The 16,743-nt window shown below is 65.4% G+C and carries 15 protein-coding genes and 1 pseudogene; 11 read left to right on the top strand and 5 right to left on the bottom strand.

Features of this window, described 5'->3' with window-relative positions:
- Positions 1-36: 36 nt before the first annotated feature.
- Positions 37-816: an acetoin reductase gene (locus ACNJ7E_RS27415; protein WP_317570050.1), complete on the bottom strand. Its 780-nt coding sequence runs from the start codon at positions 814-816 to the stop codon at positions 37-39.
- 105 nt (positions 817-921) lie between these two features.
- Between ACNJ7E_RS27415 and ACNJ7E_RS27410 the strand changes: the two are divergent.
- The 3 genes and pseudogenes from ACNJ7E_RS27410 to ACNJ7E_RS27400 form a co-directional block, all read left to right on the top strand.
- A pseudogene (locus ACNJ7E_RS27410) lies at positions 922-1,402 on the top strand (hypothetical protein); the annotation flags it as partial.
- Positions 1,403-1,516: 114 nt separating this feature from the next.
- Complete coding sequence (locus tag ACNJ7E_RS27405) at positions 1,517-1,669, top strand: hypothetical protein (protein ID WP_418341514.1); 153 nt, start codon at positions 1,517-1,519, stop codon at positions 1,667-1,669.
- A gap of 92 nt (positions 1,670-1,761) precedes the next feature.
- Entirely contained in the window at positions 1,762-2,673 is a 912-nt protein-coding gene (locus ACNJ7E_RS27400; protein WP_418341443.1) for a hypothetical protein, read from the top strand.
- Here the strand turns inward: ACNJ7E_RS27400 and ACNJ7E_RS27395 are convergent.
- Positions 2,661-2,930: a GntR family transcriptional regulator gene (locus ACNJ7E_RS27395; protein ID WP_418341442.1), complete on the bottom strand. Its 270-nt coding sequence runs from the start codon at positions 2,928-2,930 to the stop codon at positions 2,661-2,663. The two genes, ACNJ7E_RS27400 and ACNJ7E_RS27395, sit on opposite strands and share 13 nt — an antisense overlap.
- A gap of 59 nt (positions 2,931-2,989) precedes the next feature.
- On the opposite strand from ACNJ7E_RS27395, the gene ACNJ7E_RS27390 reads away from it, so the two are divergent.
- Together ACNJ7E_RS27390 and ACNJ7E_RS27385 are read left to right on the top strand one after the other, a co-directional pair.
- The gene (locus tag ACNJ7E_RS27390; protein ID WP_418341441.1) at positions 2,990-3,451 is read left to right on the top strand and encodes an MFS transporter; all 462 of its coding nucleotides are present in this window, start codon (positions 2,990-2,992) and stop codon (positions 3,449-3,451) included.
- An 82-nt stretch (positions 3,452-3,533) separates the two neighbouring features.
- Positions 3,534-3,956 (top strand): MmcQ/YjbR family DNA-binding protein, encoded by a 423-nt coding sequence (locus tag ACNJ7E_RS27385; protein ID WP_105423485.1) that lies wholly within the window; start codon positions 3,534-3,536, stop codon positions 3,954-3,956.
- Positions 3,957-4,339: 383 nt separating this feature from the next.
- Here the strand turns inward: ACNJ7E_RS27385 and ACNJ7E_RS27380 are convergent, their stop codons facing one another.
- Entirely contained in the window at positions 4,340-4,780 is a 441-nt protein-coding gene (locus ACNJ7E_RS27380; protein ID WP_418341440.1) for a hypothetical protein, read from the bottom strand.
- A gap of 1,101 nt (positions 4,781-5,881) precedes the next feature.
- Between ACNJ7E_RS27380 and ACNJ7E_RS27375 the strand changes: the two genes are divergently transcribed.
- On the top strand, positions 5,882-6,373 hold the full coding sequence (locus tag ACNJ7E_RS27375) for an SRPBCC family protein (protein ID WP_418341439.1): 492 nt from the start codon (positions 5,882-5,884) through the stop codon (positions 6,371-6,373).
- Between the two features lie 339 nt (positions 6,374-6,712).
- Positions 6,713-7,135, top strand: coding sequence for a cyclophilin-like fold protein (locus tag ACNJ7E_RS27370; RefSeq protein ID WP_418341438.1), 423 nt, complete (start codon positions 6,713-6,715; stop codon positions 7,133-7,135).
- 59 nt (positions 7,136-7,194) lie between these two features.
- On the opposite strand, the gene ACNJ7E_RS27365 is transcribed toward ACNJ7E_RS27370, so the two are convergent.
- The gene (locus tag ACNJ7E_RS27365) at positions 7,195-7,551 is read right to left on the bottom strand and encodes a nuclear transport factor 2 family protein (RefSeq protein ID WP_418341511.1); all 357 of its coding nucleotides are present in this window, start codon (positions 7,549-7,551) and stop codon (positions 7,195-7,197) included.
- Positions 7,552-7,715: 164 nt separating this feature from the next.
- Between ACNJ7E_RS27365 and ACNJ7E_RS27360 the strand changes: the two genes are divergently transcribed.
- The 3 genes from ACNJ7E_RS27360 (at position 7,716) to ACNJ7E_RS27350 (ending at position 12,332) form a co-directional block, all read left to right on the top strand.
- Positions 7,716-8,483 (top strand): helix-turn-helix domain-containing protein, encoded by a 768-nt coding sequence (locus ACNJ7E_RS27360; RefSeq protein ID WP_418341510.1) that lies wholly within the window; start codon positions 7,716-7,718, stop codon positions 8,481-8,483.
- Entirely contained in the window at positions 8,474-8,815 is a 342-nt protein-coding gene (locus ACNJ7E_RS27355) for an MmcQ/YjbR family DNA-binding protein (RefSeq protein WP_280780710.1), read from the top strand. Before ACNJ7E_RS27360 ends, ACNJ7E_RS27355 begins: the two co-directional genes overlap by 10 nt.
- Positions 8,816-9,782: 967 nt before the next feature.
- A complete protein-coding gene (locus ACNJ7E_RS27350) occupies positions 9,783-12,332 on the top strand; it encodes a helix-turn-helix transcriptional regulator (RefSeq protein WP_418341437.1) in 2,550 nt (849 codons plus the stop codon).
- On the opposite strand, the gene ACNJ7E_RS27345 is transcribed toward ACNJ7E_RS27350, so the two are convergent.
- Positions 12,311-12,928 (bottom strand): hypothetical protein, encoded by a 618-nt coding sequence (locus ACNJ7E_RS27345; protein ID WP_418341436.1) that lies wholly within the window; start codon positions 12,926-12,928, stop codon positions 12,311-12,313. The genes ACNJ7E_RS27350 and ACNJ7E_RS27345 overlap by 22 nt on opposite strands.
- Before the next feature lie 13 nt (positions 12,929-12,941).
- Between ACNJ7E_RS27345 and ACNJ7E_RS27340 the strand changes: the two genes are divergently transcribed.
- Positions 12,942-16,313, top strand: coding sequence for a choice-of-anchor I domain-containing protein (locus ACNJ7E_RS27340; protein WP_418341435.1), 3,372 nt, complete (start codon positions 12,942-12,944; stop codon positions 16,311-16,313).
- Positions 16,314-16,743 lie beyond the last annotated feature (430 nt).

The following is a 16,743-nucleotide window of genomic DNA, read 5'->3' as shown; positions in this document are numbered from 1 at the left end:
CGGATCCGGGTGTGAAACCCCGCTGCGAGTGGCGGCCTATCGGTACACCAGGCCGCCGTCGATCAGTCCCGCCTGCCCGGTCATGTAGTCGGAATCCGGTCCGGCGAGATACGACACGTAGGCGGCGACGTCCTCGGGCGTCTGCGCGCGACCGAGGGCGATGCCGCCGACGAACTTCTCGAACGTGGCGCCCTTCGGCGCGCCGGTGAGGGCTGCGAAGCGTTCGTCGATGGTGACCCACATGTCGGTGCCGACGACGCCGGGGCAGTAGGCGTTGACGGTGATGCCGTCCGACGCATACTCCTTCGCCGCGGCCTGGGTGAGGCCGCGGACCGCGAACTTGGTCGCCGAGTACACGCCGAGCATCGGGAATCCCTCGTGGCCGGCGATCGACGAGGCGTTGATGATCTTCCCGCCGTGTCCCCGTTCCCGGAACTTGGCTGCCCCGACCTGGATACCCCACAGCACGCCTTCGACGTTCACGGCGAGGATGCGTGAGACCTCTTCCGGTGTCACGTCGGCGATCGGGTTGACCTGGGCGATTCCCGCGTTGTTGACGATGATGTCGAAGCCGCCCAGTTCGCGCTCGGTCCGGTCGACGGCAGACTGCACCTGATCGCGGTCCGTCACGTCGGCGACCAGTGAGATCGCCTTCACTCCTACCGCCCGGACCTCGTCGGCCACCGCATCGACCCGGTCGCCGTTGACGTCGACGAGCGAGATGTCGGCGCCGTCCGACGCCAATCGCAATGCGATCGCGCGTCCGATGCCCTGCCCCGCGCCGGTGACCAGAGCGACTTTGCCCTTTATGCTCATCCATGACTCCTGCCTGTTGTGATCTCCTCACAGATGAGCCAAGCATCGTCCACGGCGCGGTTGCAAGGGTTGCACTCGGTTGCAGTGTGGTCGAGTAGACCGTCGATTACGTTCGCCCCCAATGGAAATGGAGGTAGCCGCCCCTGGTTCGGCACCGCCTTCCCGCGGTCGGCTCGGGCGTGGTCCCGGCTGCAAGCAGACGGCGTGAGCCCCGACCGGGTGTGTGGGGACGTGGTGCTGGCCGACTACGCCGAGGTCGAAGCCCGGTGGACGCGCACTGCCCTGCGGTCGGTCGTCCCCGAGCTTCGCAACACGTTGACCCAGGTAGCCGAAGACGCGAATTCCATCGTGGTGATCGCGGACGCCGACGGGGTAGTGCTCTGGCGCGACGGGGCGCGCGGCGTGCGAAGGCCGTCGACGCACTGGGGTTCATAGAGGCCACACTGTGGCAGGAGCACACGATCACTCTCGAGAAGCTCCGCGGTCATGCCGCCCCGGTGCTCTCGGGGCGACCGCAGGGCCTGCCGTCGTGGTGGACCGGCACGGCTGGGTCGCCCACGCACGCGGGTTGGCCGTTCCCGACCGGAGCTATGACGTGCGCAATAGACGTTGCAGCCGATTGCAAATGGTTCGATCGCGGGATGCGAACAACGACGCGGTCGAGGTTCATCGAAAGCTCGTCAGGGACAGGATTCCTGACGTGATCGCCGCCAACGGCGACCGACCCCACTGGCACCGGCTGGTCGACGACTCTGACTACCTGGCCGCCGACCGCAAACGCGCCGCCCGGGGTGGGTTCGAAGAGAGAGTGTGGCTCGAACATGTCGAACTCGGCAACGCCACCGACTCGTAGTTCGGGAGGGATTGACACGGTATCGATCGCGGCGCTTGACTGGAACGCAAGCTGGTGTGGGCTCGCCCGATGGTGTTCCGGGAGGTTGACGTATGCGCGGCACAAGGTTAGCGGGTCCGGGCCATCGACGCGGAGCAACCTCCCCTCGCAGGACCATCTCGGTACTGGCACTGGTGGGAGTGTGCATTTTCTCCCTGACGGCGACCCAGACAGCCGGCGCAGACCCAGCAGCGGCAGACACCGTCGACACCGGGTTCGCGATCCCCTTCGCCGGGGCACCCGGCTACGAGAGCCTGGCTCCGACGCAGGTGACCAACCCTGGGCAGCTCAACCAGCCACTCGGTCAGCAAGCGGCGGACGAGATTGCCGGCCAGGTGGGGCTCACCAGGGCTGACGCGTTATCCGAACAGCAGTATCGAGACCTCCTCAGCGGCGGCGGAGTCGGCGGCAGCCGCGAAGCCGCCGAGGTGATCGATGCGTGCGCCCAGATCCTCACCAACACGAACGGCCGTCCCCTGTATTCCGACGTCGATGGCCACCCGACACCGTCGGTTCTGGCCAGCTACGGGCTCTACGTGAACACCAGCGGACTGCTGGAGAGTCCGGCCAACGCGGACGCCCCGACAAGGCAGGTGAACTCGTTGATCGCGCCCGGCGGTTTCGTGGGCACCTGGTTGAGGAACAACGATGCGACAGGAACCTTGATAGCGCTCTACCGGTCGGCGTACACGGTGCAAGCGGTCTACGGCTTCGCAGCGCAACAGATTTCGGGCGCAGCTCAACTGGTGACGAACACCAAGGGGGGTGTGAGTTCGGAGGTAGGCATGTCGATGGCGCCGCCGCTCTGGATAGTGAACTTTGCCCTGCTCTACATATTGAATCCTTCCCTGGCGGCGGCGATGCCTGCCCACTGGGCTCCCATCCCGTCGCCGGTCGCCGACGCACTACACTCGAGCCCCACCGGCCAGGTTCCTTTCAGCGACTATGCGTCCTACTTCCAGTGACTCGATTCCGGAGTCCGGCGAGATGCATTGACGTCGAGATGGCCGAGCTGTTCGACCATGTAGGTCACGGCGTTGTCGATTTTGCGGCGCCAGAGCCGCGTCACCTCGTCGGGATCCTGGGCCTCGAGAGCATGGAATATCGCGGTATTGTCGGCGACGATCTCATCGACCGAGTACGCGTATTCCAGACCGAGAAGCGAGACGAACATCCGCAACTGCAGCGACAGGCGGAAGAACATCTTCTCGATTCTCGGCATGTCGGCTGCGGTAGCGACGGCGTCCTGCCACCGGAGGTCTCGACGGTCGAACAGCGAGCATGGGATCCGCCGTCATCACTATCCTGCTCCTGGTCAGCTGCATCATCGCGCTGACCGCCATCAACAAATTGGGTCGCCGCACCCTGCTGATTCACAGCTTCGCGTGGTCTGGACTGACCCTGCTCCTGCTGGGACTGTTCCCGGGCAGTCCCGTTTCTGTCATCCTGTGCCTGTTCGCGACCTATGCGATTTTCACCGGCGTCGCCCAGGTCCTTCAGCTCGTGTACCCCAACGAACTCTTCCCGACCGAATTCAGAGGCAGCGCGGTGGGATTGGCCTCATCGCTCAGCCGAGTCGGCGGCGCCCTCGGCACCTACCTGGTCCCGGTCGCGCTGGACCGCTGGGGCGTCGGCCCGACCATGCTCGGCGCTGCCACGGTCGCGCTGGCCGGCCTCGCAGTCAGTGTCGCCTGGGCCCCTGAGACACGGGGTAAGTCTCTGGCCGAGTCCGCGCGAATCTGACCGCGGCACCCCGAATGCCCTCGTTCCGCATAGTTCCTACGTGACTCTCACGAGCCTGTGGGTCCCGTTCTATGATGTTGCGATGACGGCAGTTCCGCGCCGCGCACGGGTGGACGATGTGCACGAGTTGGCCTTGGGTATGCCCCATGTCACGGTCGAATGTGGGCCGCGGGGCAACCCTGTCTATCAGGTCGGCGGCAAATCGTTCGTGTTCTTCCGAACGCCTCGCCCCGATGCCTTCGACCCTCGTACCGGTGAACGGTATACGGACGTGATCGTGTTCTGGGTGCCCTCCGAGTCCGACAAGCAAGCAATGGTTCAAGACCCGGCGTCGCCGTTCTTTACCACGCCGCATTTCGACGGACATCCGTCGGTGCTGTTGCGGGCAGGTCGGATTGGCGATCTGACACTGCAGGAACTGACCGAGGTGGTTCAGGATGCGTGGCTCTGTCGGGCATCGTCGGCCAGGGCTTCGGCATGGCTCGCCGCGCACCGTCTGTCGTAGCGACGGTTCTTCCCGGTTGCCGAAGATTCCCGTCACGTAGCCAGACAGTGCACTGCACGCAGAACGCGGCGATGCCGCGAGGATCTGGTTCGACACAACCCGGACTGCTTCTGAACCTCCGCGCGACTGTGCGGGATGTGGCTGCGCAAGCGTTCCAGCCACGGCCCGATGTGCCGGCGTGGTACAAGGCCGTCGTCGTAACGCGCTCGAAGGTATCGAGGACTGCCGATCCCGCGGTAGTCGCGTCATCTGGCGTGGAATCGACCAGCGGCAGTTGCGTACGTGCGCCGGGCATCCGCCTTCGTTCCGCATAGCGACCCGCGGACCCGGCGGTTGGCGGCGCTACCGCGAGCCGACCGGCCGTCTCTTCCGTCTGCTTCGTGTCAGAACTTCCCGACGGCGTCGAGATTGGCGAACAACTCACCAGCCATGAAGAGGTTGGCGCCTGCAGCCTCGTTGAGGGCCTGCGCGAAATATGGGGAGAAGCGGAACGGCCAATACGTGGGGCCGATCCCGCCACCATGCGGCGTCATGACCGTCGGCATCATCTCACCCACGTTGTAGGTGGCGACCATCCTCTCGCCCTGGGGGACCCCGTTGATCGTCACAGTCCCGTAAGCGCCGTCCATCCGCAGCCAAATATCCTGAACCAAAACAGAGTTCCCGGTCTTGCTGACGAACCTCGGCCCGCCGGGGTAGAACACGCCCATGCACGCGTCGATATGGTTGGTCTGCGAGCCGATTGGCAGATAGAGACCGGTCTTCGCGGGCTTGGCCTCGAACGGCGCGACGCCTTCCACCGCGATCTCGCTCTCGTTCAGCACCGTGACGACCCGCGGGGGGAAATCGAAGTTGGCATACCCGGACTGTGTGAAATATGGCAATCTCATACACTCAGCCTGAGCAGTCGGCACGGGCGCGTGAAGAGATAACGCCAGAACCAGGAAAACCCAAGCGACCGCTCCTACAAACGCACGCAAGACACGCATCTCTGCTCCAATCTTCGGGTTTGTTCGGCGTGGCACCGGGCGACGAGTGGCGCCAAGAAGCCACACATAGTACGGTACGCGCCCCGCGTCTGGCATCAAATCGCTATTTTTGCTGGGATGGACTTTCTCTTGGGTTAATCGTCATTGGTGCGCGGAGGAGGCCGAGATGCCGCCCTCGCTGCTGGTGCTCGACGTCGGTCTGTTGCCGATCACCTCGTTGTAGCCGGACAGGCGCAGCGGTTGACCGACGTTCCCCCAGCTCTACGTGTAGGGACATGCCCCGCCGAGCACTGGACTGATGAGGGCAGAGCAGAGCACTACCTCTGCGCGATCAGGCACCCAGTTCCGTTCTGAAATACTCGTAGAATTGTTGGCCTGCAGTGGTTTACAAGGATCAAATGGGGACGACTAGGGCATGTGGTGACAATGCGGCGATGGAATCGTTCTTCGCCGGCAACGCTGTCTCGGACGCGCCCACGCGGTCCGTGCCGCGTTGATCGAGGCAATTACCTGGGGCAGATTCGCGGCGGCCTCACGGGCCGGGTCGTCGTGGCGGGAATGAGGACGTCGGCGACGCGCCAGAGCGTCTGCACTTGTCGGGTTCCACGAATGTCTCGGTCAAGGATTCGCCGACCGGGAGGGAGAATGGTTCGATTTCCGAAAACCTACTCTGGCAAGTGACCTGAGGCCCTGGTTTGCGCAGCCTATTTATCGTCCGCTCATCTCCAGGTTGGAGAAGTGCTCACTTGGGCGAGCCGCACGTCGCCGTGTGCGACGCCGGCCGCAGCGCGCCCTCGCCCTCCGCTGACAGGGCGACACCCGCCGTGACCACGCGACCACGCGCACCGGGGGATCGTTGAACATGCCGTGACCTCATAATATGAAGCGAGGCTGCTAGCGTGGGCCTCTTTACTCGGGACCCAGGAGCGCTCCGCCATGAAGAACACCGTCTCGATCGAGATCGCCCTGCCGCGGGAGACAGTGGCACAGCTGCTCGCCGACTCGGCACACCTGCCGAAGTGGCTGCGGGGTCTGGTGCTGCACGAGCCGCTGAGTGGGGTGCACGGACAGGTCGGTACCACATCGCGGGTCGTGATGCAGATGGGGAAGCAGAAGATCGAGTGCACCGAGACCATCACGCGTCGGGAACCGGCAGACCTGCGCGGGATCCCGAAAGGGAGCGTCGTTCACTTCGACCGCGAGATCGTCGGCGAGGGCATGTGGAGCGCCGTGCGCGACCGGCTGACCGAAGCCGGTCCGGGGATGACGCTCTGGGTGAGCGAGAGCGAATACCGGTTCAGCGGCTTGCTGATGCGGTTGGTGGGGCTCCTGATGCCCGGCGCCTTCCGCAAGCAGTCGCAACAGCACATGCAGGACTTCAAGGCGTTTGCCGAGCAGGGAAAGGACGTCCGCGAAGCGAAGGGCTGATCTACGGTCAGCGCTCGTCTCCCGAACAGTGGGGAGAAGCCGGACGTGACGGCGGGCCGACCACTGTCGGGAACGTGCTCGGGCGGGGTGAGCGGCGAAGGATGGATGTCGGAGCCTGTGTAGCGAAGCCGAGCGTGAGCGACCCCCCGCTGAGTATCGGCTTGTGTACGGGCACCCGCGCCCCACAACTGCCCCCGGAATCGAATTCAATTGTACCCCAACGCTGGTCAGCGAGTATTGCCCCTGAACTGCGAGCTTCCTCCGGATTCACACCCTCACTCCACGAGACCGCACCCAAGCCCTGCTACGGGGGCCGGGCCGGGCCGGACACCAGCACCGATGCCCGGCGCAGCCCTGGGCCAGCCCGGTCGCTGCTGTCTGCACTCGAAATGGCGTCCGTCTTGGTCGGCGCGTGTTCGCTTGGATCCTCACCTCAGGAGAGTGGGCCACTGCCAGCACTCCGGAACAAGAGTTTGCTGCCCGTGGACGTCGCCCAGGCGCTCGCGCCTCCGGTGTCGCCGTCGCATTCGTTCGCGAGCTCGCCCTGGTTCCCGGCCGGGGAACTCGCGGCTGACCGCGTGCACTCCGCGGCGCGGCGACATCGTGTATTGGGCGCCTCGTAATGCGTTGGCGCTGTTCTATGGCGATGGTGACGAACAGTTCGCCGACATCCAGATCGTCGGCCGAGCCGATTCCGGTATGGACGCCGTCGACCACCCGGGGAACGTCACGGCCGCGTTTAGCCTGCCCGTCAATACCTAACTAAATGGCGGCCGGCTGGCAGCGCAGTTCGTGCTCAGCGCCCTGAGCGAGATGGACACTTACCTCACGTAAGTGAGGGAGTCCGTATGCGAGCGTTCGCGCACAGGAGTGTCCCGAGGCCTCCAACGAGTAGTTCCATCATCCAACCGCCACCGCTCGGTCCGAGAAAAAGTCGCGGGTCCGCCGAGCAGGGCGGCTCGACGCGGCATGAGATTCACGCCCCGATAATTCTCGGTGCCGGTGATCCTCCAACGGATGACGGCTCGGTCGCCGTCGATGTCGACGTGCTCGACCGTGAACCCGATGGCGGGGTCGGAGGCCAATCCCTGCCAGCCCGCGAGGCATTCGTCGTAGCCGGTCCATCGGTTGCCGTCGGGTTCCGGGCGGGTGCCCTCCATCACGCAGTCGGGGGCGATGAGGTCGACGAGTTTGTCGGGTGCCCGTTCGAGGAACGCGGCGTGTATTGATCGGTGACTGCTGTTGTGTCGGTCATGGCCGTATCGTCTGCCGCGGAGTCACTGCTGCAACTCCCTGGAAGGAATGGCATCGACCCCCGGGGGTGAGCGAAGATTAATCGGTGATGACGCGGTTCCCGAGTGAGTTCCGGCGCTGGCGCACGGCCCGCCGGATGAGCCAGCTGGATCTCGCGCTTCGGGCGGGCACCACTCAGCGGCACGTGAGCTTCATCGAACAGGGCCGCTCCCGCCCGGGTCGGGGCATGGTGTTGCGGCTGGCGGAGTCGATGGAGCTCACGCTGCGGGAGCGCAACGAGTTGCTCCTCGCTGCCGGCTTCGCCCCGGCGTTCCCGGAGTCACCGCTCGACGACGAGGCGCTCCGCCCGGTTCGCCAGGCGCTGGAGACGATTCTCGACGGACATCTCCCGTACCCGGCGATGGTCGTGCGGCCCCACGGCATCCTCGTCACCGCCAACCGGGCGTTCGAGGTGTTCGAAGAAGGCGTCGACCCCGCGTTGCTCGCACCACCGGTCAACGTGTTCCGCCTGGCCCTGCACCCCGATGGGAACGCGCCCCGGGTGCGCAACCTGCCGGAGTGGGGCCGGCACATCACCGAGCACCTGCGGGCTCAGCTGGCGCAGAGCCCCGACCCGGCGTTGGAGGCGCTGCTCGCCGAGCTCGAGTCCTACCTTCCGCCGCTGCCCGAGGAGGCCGAGGTGCTCGGCTTCGCGGTGCCGCTGGAGCTGGGCTCGGTCGATGGCGACCTCCGGCTCATCACGACGCTCACGTCGTTCGCGTCCGCCGCCGACGTGACGCTCGCCGAGTTGCACCTCGAGGCGTTCCTGCCCGCTGACCACGGCACCGCCGCGGTGCTGCGCCGCCGATGGGGGTGACGATCGACGAGGCCCGGGCGATCGCCGCCACGTTGCCTCGTTCCTATGAGGCGCTCGTTCGCGACGAGGTGAGGTTCCGGGTCGGGCGCCTGGTCTACGCGGCGTTCTACCACGACGACTCGATCATGGGTTTCGGCTTCCCCAGGGAAGAGCGGGCGGCGCTGGTGGCCTCGGAGCCCGAGAAGTTCCTCATGCCCCGCCCCTCCGACATGCGGTACCGGTGGGTCTGCGTACGGCTCGATGCCCTCGACGTCGAGGAGCTGCGCGAGCTGCTGGTCGACGCGTGGCGCATGTGCGTGCCGAAGAAGGTGGCTGCCGCCTACGAGGGGTGACTGATGCCCTGCTCCGAATGATGGAGACCGCCGTTCCTCCATTTGCGCTCGCGAAGTTGTACTGGGTGAGCTGGTGGGGGCGTTCGGGCTGGCGGCGGTTCCCTGGCGGCCCGCCTGCCGGTGCGCCCTGCCGTTGGTGTGCGCGTCCTTTGCCGATGGCGGTGTTGGTGGCGTGGTTCGTGATCGGGGTGGAACTGTTCTTCACCCACGACTGACCTGTGGGCTAGCTACCCGATGGTCCCGGGGACCGGCTGAGATGTGTTTCGTAAAGTTATTCGACCCGAACATGTTTCGGAGGGATGCTGTTTGTACATCGTGGGTGCGGCCGGAGTCGACCGACCACCACTTCGTTGGCGCACACCTGTAGTACCGGCCGGGGGTTGGGTTCGATCCGGACCACCAAGTTCCTTAAGTTCCTGTCCCGGCGGGACACACGGTGGTTGTATGGGTGGGCGATTTCGTGCGGGTGTGCCGGAGACTTGTGAGTTATGACTGATCAGTTGCATGCCGACCTCATGGAACGGCTGGGGGAGTGTCAGGTTTTCGGTGGATCTAGCTCTGGCGCATCGGTTTAGTTCTTACTCGGGGGATTCGGCCTTCGAATGCGTGGGTTTGTGGCGCGGGTAGGTGGTCGAGAACTGATTGGTGATATGTAGGGCGAGTCTTTGTCTTCTACCGCTTTCCATAGCTTTTCGATGAATCGCCAGGCGATCGTCCCGAGCCAGGCTGGCTGTGAGATGGTCGAGGAGGGTGCCGGCCCGGCGACTGAGTGTCGGCGTTCGGGCCGAACCTCGAGTTGGTGCGGGTCCTCGTGTGGGCACCACGCATTTCACAGCTCGTGTCGACCGTCGACAGCTACCGGTTCGCTCAGGTGGAGGATCCGTCGCGCCAACTACCGCCGGAAAACGCGAAACATCAGGGATCGATGATTTCCCGCGCCTACTAACGCAGTAGCTAAGATTGGGCCGTGGACGGTGTCTGGCCGCTTATTGGCAGGGATGAGGAACTGCGGCGCATCTGGGCGGCTATCGAAGACTCTGGTGATGATTCTGGGGTTCTTGTGGCGGGCGGTGTCGGTGTTGGCAAGAGTCGGTTGGCGAGTGCCGCCGTCGCCGTGCTTGCCAAACGGCACGCCGTCCGGTGGGTCACCGCTACGGCCTCGGCCCGAACTCTTCCGTTGGGAGCGTTTGCTCAATGGGCGCCGATCTCGCAGGCCGACCCGATGATGGTCATCCATACCGTCATCGAAGCGCTCACTGCTGGCGACAAGCCCGTAGTCGTGGCCGTCGACGACGTTCACCTGCTCGACGACCTGTCCGTCGTCGTCATCCAACAACTCGTGCAGCGCGGCCTTGCCAGGGTCGTGCTCACCGTGCGCAGCACAGAACCGGCCCCCGACACCATCACCGCCCTCTGGAAAGACGGGTTCCTCAACCGGATCGATTTAGATCCCTTGCGTGAGAACGACACTGAACGCTTGCTTTCGCAAGCGCTCGCGGGGCCCGTCGCCCCCGCAACGGCGGCCGAACTGTGGAACCTGACCCGCGGCAATGTGCTGTTTCTGCGGCATCTCGTTTGCCAGGAACGGGACGCCGGACGGCTCGTGAGCGACGTCGGCACCTGGCGGTGGAGCGGTGAACCCGTCGTCTCACCCACCCTCGCCAAACTCATTACCGGCCAGCTTGGTTCGCTGACCGATGACACGGCAGAAGTCCTCGACTACCTCGCGATCGGCGAACCCATCGACGGCACGGTGTTGGAAATCCTCACCAGCCCGCATGCGGTCAAGGAAGTGCATTCCCGCGGCCTCATCGACATGACCAGCGACAACGGCGATATCGCCGTCCGCCTCAGCCACCCCCTCTACGGTGAAGTCCGTCGCAGCACTGGCAACCTCCTACAACTGCGCCGCCTGCGCGGTCGTCTCGCAACCGCTCTTTCCACCCGCGCTGATCCAGCACCCGCAGCTTTGTTGCGACGCGCATTACTGAGACTCGAATCCGACCTGCCGCCCGACCTGGGGCTTTACCTCGCCGCCACCGCCACGGCACTGCGGCTCCACGATGCTCTCCTCGCCCTTCGTTTCGCGGACGCCGGACATATATCTGACAGCGGCTTTCAAGGCGCGATGCTGCACTACTGGGTGCTCAATTACGTCGGTCGGGCACAGGATGCATTCACCCTGCTCGAGGCGCTTGATCAGAACACGCTGACGATCGAGGAGCAACGGCGACTGTCCGTTATGCGAGTCGGTACCCTCTGCTGGAGCCTCGGCGATCCCGAACGGGCGATGCAAGAACTGGCAATCGCCAAGGTAGCGCCCTATAACCACAAATCATCCGAGCTAGCCGCATTCGAAGCACTCCTCGAATCGGTGCAAGGCCGACCTGACCACGCGATCGCCGCAGGAAACGTGGTCTTTCAGGCTGCGCCGAGCGATATGGCATTCGTGCTCACCTCATGCGCCCTGGTCATTGCCCACGGTTACTCGGGAAATGCCGCCAAGGTTTTTCCGTTGACCGAACGGGCCTCCGCTTTAGTCGCGACATCTAGTGATGCTTCCGCGCTGGAGTACGGGATCGTCTACTTCCATATCGAGGCAATGTTCATCGCGGGGTACCTTCAGGACGCGGAACAAGTCATGACCCGGTTTGTCGAGTATGCCGCGAACACTCCCGGAACCGTAGGTTTGTTTGTCTCATTGCTCCACAGCTACGTTGACCTGTCCCAAGGTCGTCTTACCGCTGCGCTCGAGGTGCTGAACAGGGTGGATTGCGAATTCCGTACCACCACGTACGACAGATCAGCTGTCGTCAGCTGTCGGGTTTACCTGATTCTCGCGTTATCGCATCGCGGGGACGGGAAACGCGCAGCGGAGCTGGTGCGCGATCTCGACACGTTGAATCCTTACGGATTCCTCCGATCAGCGTGCACCCTCGCCAAAGCATGGGCTGCGGCCGCCCAGGAGATGATCGCGGAGGCAATCCGCCTCGCCCGGAAGGCGGCTGCCATCGCGGCCGATCGCGGCCACTTCGGCCAAGAACTCCTGTGTCTGCAAGCCGCATCGCAATTCGGCGATCGCACCACAGCACACCGGCTGAACGAGCTCACCGGCCTCGTCGACGGGCCACGGGTCCACGCCGTTGCACTGCATGCCAACGGTCTGACCAGCGTCAACGGCGAAAAACTCGCCGAGGCCTCACGGCGGTACGAAGAAATCGGTGACATCGTCGCAGCGACCGATGCCTCCGCCCAAGCCGGAACCCTCTTCCGCGAACAGCAACATCACGGTTCCGCACTGACAGCCATCGAACGTGCCAGGACGCTGGCAGGCACCCACCGCGGACTCAACACCCCCGCACTGCGCCATGCCGTCGAAACCACCCCACTCACGAGGCGGCAGCGCGAAATTGTCGCCCTCGTCTCCCAAGGCTTCACCAACAAAGAGATCGCCGAACGCCTCGGAGTCTCCATCCGCACAGTCGAAGGCCACCGCTACCACGCCAGACTGCGCTGATCGCGCGTCGCCGCAGTAACCAGAAAATCGCGTAGTCGACTACGCGGTTCAGATCCGCGACTGAGCGTGACGATCATTGCTGTCCCATGAAACTCGAGAAGCGCTTCGAGGCGATAAGCCAGCGCAGCGCCCGGATGGTGCGTCCGGACTGCAGTTCGAAGCGTCCTCATGGAGGAGTAACCCATGAATAACGACAAGCACCTCAAGCACCTCGGCGAGCTGGCGGTGGCAGTGGGCATAGGGCTTGCGGTCGCGCCGGCCGGCATCGCAGTGGCAGCACCGTCCGTCGGCGACTCGTCCACGTCGTCGACTTCCGACTCCTCCGACCAGACATCGTCCGACCGGAGCTCCACGGACCGATCCACGGACGGGACTTCGTCGGACAGGGCGTCCTCCGGCACATCGGGTACCGACTCGGACTCGTCGAGCGGCAGATCCGGATCGTCGACGACAGGCGACTCGGCCACGGATTCGCAATCCACGTCCGGCACGGATTCGCAATCCACGTCCGGCACGGATTCACAATCCGCCTCCGGCACCGATACCCACTCCACCACGGGCACCGACTCCACGTCCGCCACCTCGAACGACGACACGAACGGGTCCGGCGTGACGACCCCCGACACCGCCACGGCATCCGACCCCACGACACCCGACAGCTCGTCGACGGCGAACGGCGGTGGCATTCCGGATTCGGGCACGACAGCAGACGAGTCCGAGCAGGTCGGATCGAGTTCTGCCACCACGGCACCGGACACGATCGACGAGTCCGGTGCCGCCATCGCGCCGGCCGACCGGACCCCGGCTGGAGCAGTCACCGAGCCATCGGATTCGTCCCCGTCATCGACACCGGCACAGGGTCACGACCGCGCACCTGCGGGCGGCGCCATTGCGCCGAACCCCCCGACCACCGCGGTGACGGGCAGCTCCCGCACGGCACCGGACCCGGCCGCCATGGCGGAGGACCCGGCAGCGAGCGGACCCGTCCCGGCTGCGCCGGCAGCGATTCCGGACGCAGTTCCGGCGACGGCGACGGCTCCCGCGATCACCACGATCGACGGGACGACCGCCCTGACACGCCGGGTATCCGACACCCGTGCCGATGCACCGCAGGTCGGGACGCAGACATTGGCCCCGTCCCTCCCTACCCCGGCGGTGGACGTCGCATCCAGCGTCGTGTCGAAGGTGCTCGGAGCTCTCGGGCTACGTCCGTTCCTGTCGAATGACCCAACCGTACCGATCGAGTCGCCGACGTTCTGGGCGTTGGCCGCGGCATGGTGCCGTCGACAGGAGAAGGCAATCACCGCCGATGCGAGCCGAGCGCTAACTGCCGCCCCCGTCACGACCAGCGAGCCGATCGAATCGTTCGCCGCCGTGAGCACCGCACCCCCCGGCACGAGCTCGGCAGCCACTGCCGGGCCGATAGTCGGTGTGCCCGACCGCGGCACCGGTTCGGTACTCGGCTCGATCAATGCGCCTGGAACCCAACTCGGTTACACGGTCACCGGACCGCCGAGCCGCGGAACGGTCACCGTCGACGCGACCGGCGGGTTCACCTACACCCCCACCCAGGTGGCGCGCCAGGCGGCCGCGCTGGACCCGAGCGTCGATTACGACTCGTTCACCGTCACCGTGTCCTCCGGGCAGTCCAGCAACCCGGTGACCGTACAGGTGCCGGTGTCTGCGGCACGGATGCAGGTCGCGCAGTCCACCACTGTCGGGTCCAACCCGTCCGGTGCGGTGTTCGCCGGCACCAGAACCTATGTGGCAAACCAGGGTTCGAAGAGCGTATCCGTGCTTGACGCAGGCAACGCCGTCGTCGGCTCGGTACCCGTCGGAACCTCGCCGACCGGCGTCGCGGCCAACCCCACCGGGACCCGGGTGTACGTCACCAACAGCGGCAGCGGCACCGTCTCGGTGATCAACACGGCCACCAACACCGTCGTCGCCACCGTCAAGACCGGCACCACGCCCAGCGCCGTCGCGGTCAACCCTGCAGGCACCCGCGCGTATGTCACCAACAGCGGCAGCGGCACCGTGTCGGTGATCAACACGGCCACCAACACCGTCGTCGCCACCGTCAAGACCGGCATCACACCCAACGCTGTCGCGGTCAACCCTGCCGGCACTCGCGCGTACGTCACCAACCGCAGCAGCAACAGCGTCTCGGTGATCGACACCGCCACCAACACCGTCGTCGCCACCGTCAAGACCGGCATCACACCCAACGCTGTCGCGGTCAACCCTGCCGGCACTCGCGCGTACGTCACCAACCGCGCCAACAACAGCGTCTCGGTGATCGACACCGCCACCAACACCGTCGTCGCCACCGTCGCCGTCGGTTCCCAGCCGACCGCCGTGCGCGTCACCCCCGACGGAAGCGCAGCCTATGTCGTCTCCAATCCGGACAGGCTGACCGTCATCGACACGCGCACCAACACCGTCGTGTCCACCCTCACCATCGACTCGCCCGCCGAGTCCGGCGACCACTCCATCGCGCTGAGTGCCGACGGTTCCCGGATGCTCGTCACCGACGCGGTCGACGGGCGGGTGCGGGCCTTGACGCTCACCCACGTGAACTCCGCGCCCACAGCGAGCTGGACGGCCGGCGCACCTCGGGCGTCCGACGGCGCGGTCGTCGTCACCCTCGTCGACCCCAAGGACCCGGATGGCGACCCGGTGACCTTCACGAATGCTGCGCCCGGGTCCGGATCGGTCACCTCCGACGGCTCGACATTCACGTACACCCCGACCGTCGCCGCCCGCGACCTCGCCCTGCAAACGCCGGGAGAGGACGCCGACCACTTCACCATCGCCCTCGCAGACGGCCAAGCGGTGACGAACATCGTTGTCACCGTTTCCGTCTCACCGACGCAGGTTCCGGATGTACTCGAGGTCGACTCGACATCGATCCCGGCGGGAGGCAGCCCGACCGGCGCGGTTCTCGTCGGCGACCGGCTGTACGTCGTGAGTGAGGACGGCTTCGTGCAGGTCGTCGACCGCGACACCAACACGGTCGTCGGGGCGCCGATCGCGGTCGACTGGGCGTCGTCGAACATCGCGGCCGCCCCGGCGATCGACCGGGTGTACGTCAACAGCCCCTATACCGGCGCCATCTCGGTGATCGACACGGCCACCGACACCGTCGTCGACACGATCTGGCTGCCCGCCTCCCCCGACTTCCAGGGCTATTCCCTGGCGCAGGAGTTGGCCGTCAGCCCCGACGGCACGCGCCTCTACGCCAGCGGTGAGGACGGCACGGTGTCGGTGGTCGACACCGCAACGAACGATGTGATCACCTCTCAGCCCCTCGGATACTTCACCGATCTGGCCGTCAGCGGGGACGGCCGTCACCTGTACGGCACGAGCGGCGCGTCCGTTACCGTGATCGACACCGAATCCATGACCAGGACGGCGGAGGTCACCGTCGGGCCGGTGTGGGACCTCACCCGCTCGAGCAGCGAGTTCACCGAGGTCACCAGCAGTGTCGCTGTCAACGCGGACGGCACCCGAGCCTATGCCACGTACCACGTCAGAACGGTGGAGCTTGCCAGCGGCGGCTACTCCAACGGACATTTCATCGTCGACCGCACCGGACGGACCTGGCGCGTGACGGGCGGATACGAGGTCGTCACGGTGATCGACGTCGACCCGTCCAGTGCCACCTACGGGACCCAGCTCGCGACGATCCGGCTGCCCGAGGGAGCACACGACGTGGCGATCAGCGCGGACGGTGATCTGCTGTACGTCTCCGGCGCGGACGGCCGGACCGTCTCGGTAGTCGACACCTCGACATACGCCGTCCTCGGGACCTTCGTGACCGACCCGGACGGCTCGACCTCCGGGTCGTACGGACCCTACCGATACCTGCTCGTCGATCCGGATACCGCCGGAACGCTGTACGTGACCGACTACGCCGACGGCGCCGTGTACGCCGTCACCGGCGCCCCGGGCGGCGCACCCACCGCTGTGCTCACCTGACCGAACCGACACGCTGGAGGACGCGAACGGCCCCCGATTCCTTGCGGGAGCGGGGGCCGATTCGTCGGACGCGATTGGCGGCAGTCGGAACCGAATCCGTAGTCGTCCAGCGGAACCGCAGCGAAAACCGTCCCGAACCGGCCATTGAGATCCGTCCAGGGGACCGTCTAACGAACACGGGCCGTATTTCGTCGGGTCGAAATGGGTGGAGTGGGTGGAACGGATGGACTCGGGGGTGTTCACCTATGGCGAGCGATGATGCGGGTGTTGGTAGCTCCATGAACTGACTGGCCGGTAATCACACGTAAGAGGGGCCTCTAATCACACCTGATTCCGCTTTGCTGCGGGCACGGTCGCGCACTCCAGGCGAACGGTGGTGATCGCTGCAGATCGTTCTGGGTGGGCGCAGAGAATCACGAGTCGTGTTTCC

The organism is Rhodococcus mengyinensis, from assembly GCF_048381435.1.
Taxonomy (GTDB): Bacteria; Actinomycetota; Actinomycetes; order Mycobacteriales; family Mycobacteriaceae; genus Rhodococcus_F; species Rhodococcus_F opacus_D.
The sequence above is the reverse complement of the archived record's forward strand: the minus strand, read 5'-3'. Positions and strand labels throughout refer to the sequence as shown.